This window comes from Bacteroidales bacterium (assembly GCA_014860575.1).
In the GTDB taxonomy this organism is placed as follows: Bacteria; Bacteroidota; Bacteroidia; order Bacteroidales; family JAAYJT01; genus JAAYJT01.
Genome location: JACZJK010000023.1, coordinates 1 through 4,640, shown reverse-complemented (window position 1 = coordinate 4,640; position 4,640 = coordinate 1). Strand labels below are relative to the sequence as shown.

The window sequence follows — 4,640 nt, the reverse complement described above, 5'->3', positions numbered from 1 at the left end:
GGATTTATTGACCCTTCAGAACTTGAATCTTTGCTAAAAGCCTATAATACTGATAACAAGCATGGCTTGAAAAGGATCAGGCTGATCACCATCAGTGCGGCTTCCAATGTTTTAGGCGCGTGTAACGATTTACAGGCAATCGGGGAAATGGCAAAACGCTACGGCGTCCAACTCATGGTGGATGCTGCACAACTGATTGCCCACCGGCCGGTGGATATGAAGGCATGGAACATTGACTGCCTCGCTTTTTCGGCTCATAAAGTTTATGCTCCGTTTGGATGCGGCGTGCTGATTTTGAAAAAGGGCATGCTGAACATGAAACAGGAAGAGATGGAGCAGATCAATACATTGGGCGATGAAAATGCCGGTGGAATAGCGGCGCTCGGGAAAGCGCTGTTATTGCTGCGAAACATCGGGTACGACCAGATTGACGCTGAAGAGAAACAACTTACCGTCAAAGCCCTGCAAAAGCTGGCAACCATCAAAAATTTGAAGGTTTTTGGCATTGATGATCCTGATTCACCCAGGTTTGACAGAAAAATCGGAGTGATAGTTTTTGATTTAAAAAACAAAATGGCCGGCAGGATTGCCGATAAACTGGCGCACAACAAAGGGATTGGCATCCGCTATGGTTGCCATTGCGCTCACCTGATTATCAAGCACCTGCTTGACTTCACGCCATTTCAGGAAAAATTTCAACGATTTGTCCTGAAGCTGATTCCCATCATCAATTTGCAGGGAATCGCACGGGTAAGTGTTGGAATTCAAAACACCGAAACCGATCTTGATCCACTTATCGAAGAACTAAATTCTATATCCGGCAACGGCCAACAGACCACGGATGTCCAGTTCACCAAAAAGGAAACACTGAGGCAAATCAATGAGTTTATTAACAAAAGAGAACTGTTTGTTTTTGGTCAGCAGGTCTGACATCGAAACCATATCCAGCAGTTGAATGGGCACAAGTCAATTAGGATAGCAGAAATTTGTGCCCATGCAGTTATCCATAAAATAAAATCCCGTTTGTCCTTTTGAAAAAACATTATCTTTGTTCTGACATTTTGAGTTCATTGAATCAACGATAAAAATAAAAATGGGTTAAAACCGTACAATGTTTTCCTTTAGGATCAAATCAGGTTACAGTTTTAACTTAGCAATAAACGAGTTACGCATTATTAAAGACAAACAAATGGACACATTGAGATTTACGTTAAAATTAAAATTTTTGTATTTGTTAGTATTGCTTTTTGCAGTATTTATAGTGTTATTTATAACTCTACCTAATAATAAGGACTTAGTGATTTTTTCCATTACTGTTTTGGGTGGATTAGCTGCCATTTATTCTGCATTTTTTGTTGCTCTTAGTATTAAACAAAAGGTAAATCATGACCGGATAAGTGGTTGTTTTAAGTTCATGGAAAGACATTCGAATATTGATTTGCAAAAATTAAAATCATATCTCCTAAAGAATTTTAATGTAAACGACGTGAAACCTTCAGAAATATTTGAAAGAATAGTAGTGGACGAAGATTTACATACTGCTGTTAGAACAACATTAAATCTTTATGAAGAAATTTCTGTTGCCATACAATTTGAATTTGTTGATGAAAAAGCGATGTACAAATTGGTCAATGAAGTGACTATTATTTATTATAATAATTTTAAAAAATACATTACTGAATTTAGAGAAAGAAATAATAATCCTACGATTTGGATTGAATTTACAAAACTTGCTACATCATGGGAGCAAGGCATTTACCTTGCAACGAAACGAAAAATAACACAATAACAATGCATAACAGCGGCTCGTAGTGCATGCCGCAAATAGTGCTTATTAATAAAGATAATTGTAAAATTAAAAATGGTGCAAATAAAGAAAAATAGTAGTTATAATGCGGCACGCACCATAGCCGCAAACCGCTACGTTATGGGCAAAGTTAAATTAAGAGATAAACTATGAGAGGATTTTTTCAGATTTGTTTTTTATCGCTAATAATTATTTCACTGATATTATCATGTTTGAGTTTCATAAATAATGAATGGGAGACTTTAACTGCATCAATATCATTGACAATTGCAATAACTTCAGGATGGATTGCTTATGAGTCATTTTATAGACAATCGCTCTCTGAAAAACCTCAAATAGTCTTAAGGCTAGATTTTAGAAGCCGATATGACTTAATTCTGTTGGTTGCTGAAAATTTGGGTTCAAAATCAGCTTTTAATATAAGCCTCATTTGGGACAAGCCTTTACTCAATTATAATGGAGAAAAAGTATCATTTAATAATGACGATACCGGAATAGAAATTCCGATTTTAAATCCGAAAGAAAGCACCTCATTAATAATTGGGGAACAGTCATCATTCTTTGGAAAATACAAAGATGATAATTTAAACTATAGAGGAAAAATTCTATTCCAAGAGTCTCTTTATTCAAAAAGGAAGACCTCAAATCCGTTTTATTTCTCATTCAAACATTACGCAAAATCACCATCATTTGAGAGCGAAGAGCCAAGAGCAATGTTTGAATTGCAAAAGTTACCTATGAAACTAAATGAAATTAAAGAAGCAATAAAAACAATTTCAGAAAATGTAAAAAATAAGCACTGCCCTTAAAAGGGTATCCAAATTAAACTTGTTTGCTTCGTTGACAGGAAAGTATTAAATCAAACACAAATAAAAATTAGACAAATGAATTTAAAAAAGTTAAATGTAAATTTCTATTTATTCTTTGTCATTTTCACCTTGAGCCATATTAATGTGAACGCACAACGTGCTATTCCAGAGAAAGGAGATAATATAATCCTAATTTTTGGTGATAAATTGGCAGAGAATAATTTTACCTCTTTTGGTAAATTCCTTATTGGTCAAGGTTTTTCTTTTTCCTCGAATGATAAAGAGTTTTTATCTCTCTCTACAAACGAAAGAACTTCTCAAGGAGGATACAAATACACTCTAACTGTTTCATTTAACGACTCATTAATTTTAATTCGTCCGAGATGTAATTATGTACTTTTTGGTAGTTCAATTGGTGATATTAAAACTGAATGGATAGACTGGAGTTATGAGAAGGCAAAGAGCAGTTCATCTGGAATTGCATTTAAGGCATTTGAACCAATGCTAAGGAAATATAACGGAAAACTATACTTTAAGAAAGAATTATAAATTTCAATGACACGATTTGGAACCTTGCCCAAAACAAATTGAAAATTGCATTGCGGGGTCAGTGCGTTGGGTTGTCTCCGCCCCTTTCTTGACCTTCATGTCCTATCGGACGCTGACGCTACTCGAAATCCGGAACGACAAATTCAAGTAACCGTTGTGCAAAATGACACGGTACGAACAAAAAGATGATCATGAATTCAGGTGTTTCGCGTGCATCGAAAAGTAAATGATAAAAAAATTGGTAACATTACGTTTAATAATAAAAAATAAAGAGATAGCAAAATGACAGTAAAACATAAAAGACTTGGAAAGCACGGGGTTCTGGTTAGTGATATTTGCCTTGGAACCATGAACTTTGGGTGGCATGCGAGCGAAGAAGAGAGCTTCAAAATCATGGATCGGGCGTTGGAATTGGGGATCAATTTTTTCGATACGGCCGATGTCTATGGCTGGTCAGTGGAACATGGGTACACGGAAGAAATTATCGGGCGATGGCTGGCGCAGGGTGGCGGACGGCGGGATGCAGTGGTTTTGGCAACAAAAGTTTACAATCCTGTGGATCGCAAAGCAAATTTACCCGAAGTCAACAGTGATGGCCGTAGCCTGAGCGCCTATAAAATCCGGAAACATTGCGAAGGCAGCTTAAAGCGTTTACAAACCGATTGGATTGATTTATACCAGATGCATCATATTGACCGTGAGTGTTCATGGGATGAGATATGGCAAAGTTTTGATACACTGATTAAACAGGGGAAAGTAGTGTATGTCGGTTCAAGCAATTTCGCGGGTTGGGATATTGCTACTGCCTGCCAGGAAGCCTCCAAACGCGGCATGTTGGGATTGGTGAGCGAACAGAGTGTTTACAATCTTGACAACCGGATGGTCGAGCTTGAAGTGATTCCGGCCTGCCGGCATTACGGATTGGGACTCATTCCCTGGAGCCCATTGGCCGGCGGACTTTTGGGCGGAGCATTGGAGAAGCATAAGGTTGGAAGGCGCATTGACAAGAGCCAGGTGGATCAAATAGAAAAAAAACGTAGTCAATTGGAGAAATACGAGGCGCTGTGTAAAAATATTGGACACCCACCCGGAGAAGTCGCACTGGCATGGCTGCTTCATAATCCGGTTGTGACTGCGCCTATTATTGGGCCACGAACAATCGAACAACTCGAAAGTGCAGTGCGTGCAGCAACTATTCAGCTGGATGAAGAAGTCCTTAAAAAGCTGGATGAGATTTTTCCCGGCCCCGGCGGCGAAGCGCCAACGGCTTATGCCTGGTAGTCAGCACTCAAATTAGCACTAAGATGTCTCTCAAAAAATATTCAGGCTTCCTTTACTCATATAACCCAACCTGTCAGTCCCGCACTGCCTGCCCCGTTTTTCGGGGTGCGGGATCCAGACCTGACAGTGTTTGATACAGAAAACACCAACTACCTCGCCGGACCGGCCAGCTCCTTGCGGATTTTCTTGTAGTT

5 protein-coding genes are annotated in these 4,640 nt (G+C 38.7%); all 5 read left to right on the top strand.

All coding sequences use genetic code 11. The annotated features are described in order from the left end of the window. On the top strand, positions 1–930 hold a 930-nt coding region (locus IH597_06570; GenBank protein MBE0662113.1), incomplete at its 5' end, for an aminotransferase class V-fold PLP-dependent enzyme. Positions 931–1,189: 259 nt separating this feature from the next. Further along, positions 1,190–1,789: a DUF4760 domain-containing protein gene (locus IH597_06565; GenBank protein MBE0662112.1), complete on the top strand. Its 600-nt coding sequence runs from the start codon at positions 1,190–1,192 to the stop codon at positions 1,787–1,789. 230 nt (positions 1,790–2,019) lie between these two features. Next, positions 2,020–2,616, top strand: coding sequence for a hypothetical protein (locus IH597_06560; protein ID MBE0662111.1), 597 nt, complete (start codon positions 2,020–2,022; stop codon positions 2,614–2,616). Between the two features lie 75 nt (positions 2,617–2,691). Beyond that, complete coding sequence (locus IH597_06555; protein ID MBE0662110.1) at positions 2,692–3,165, top strand: hypothetical protein; 474 nt, start codon at positions 2,692–2,694, stop codon at positions 3,163–3,165. A gap of 282 nt (positions 3,166–3,447) precedes the next feature. Continuing rightward, on the top strand, positions 3,448–4,446 hold the full coding sequence (locus tag IH597_06550; GenBank protein MBE0662109.1) for an aldo/keto reductase: 999 nt from the start codon (positions 3,448–3,450) through the stop codon (positions 4,444–4,446). Positions 4,447–4,640 lie beyond the last annotated feature (194 nt).

Bases quoted from the DNA above. Each gene is read 5' to 3' on its own strand.
- IH597_06565 (MBE0662112.1), top strand. From the start codon at position 1,190: ATGGACACATTGAGATTTACGTTAAAATTAAAATTTTTGTATTTGTTA.
- IH597_06550 (MBE0662109.1), top strand. From the start codon at position 3,448: ATGACAGTAAAACATAAAAGACTTGGAAAGCACGGGGTTCTGGTTAGT.
- IH597_06555 (MBE0662110.1), top strand. From the start codon at position 2,692: ATGAATTTAAAAAAGTTAAATGTAAATTTCTATTTATTCTTTGTCATT.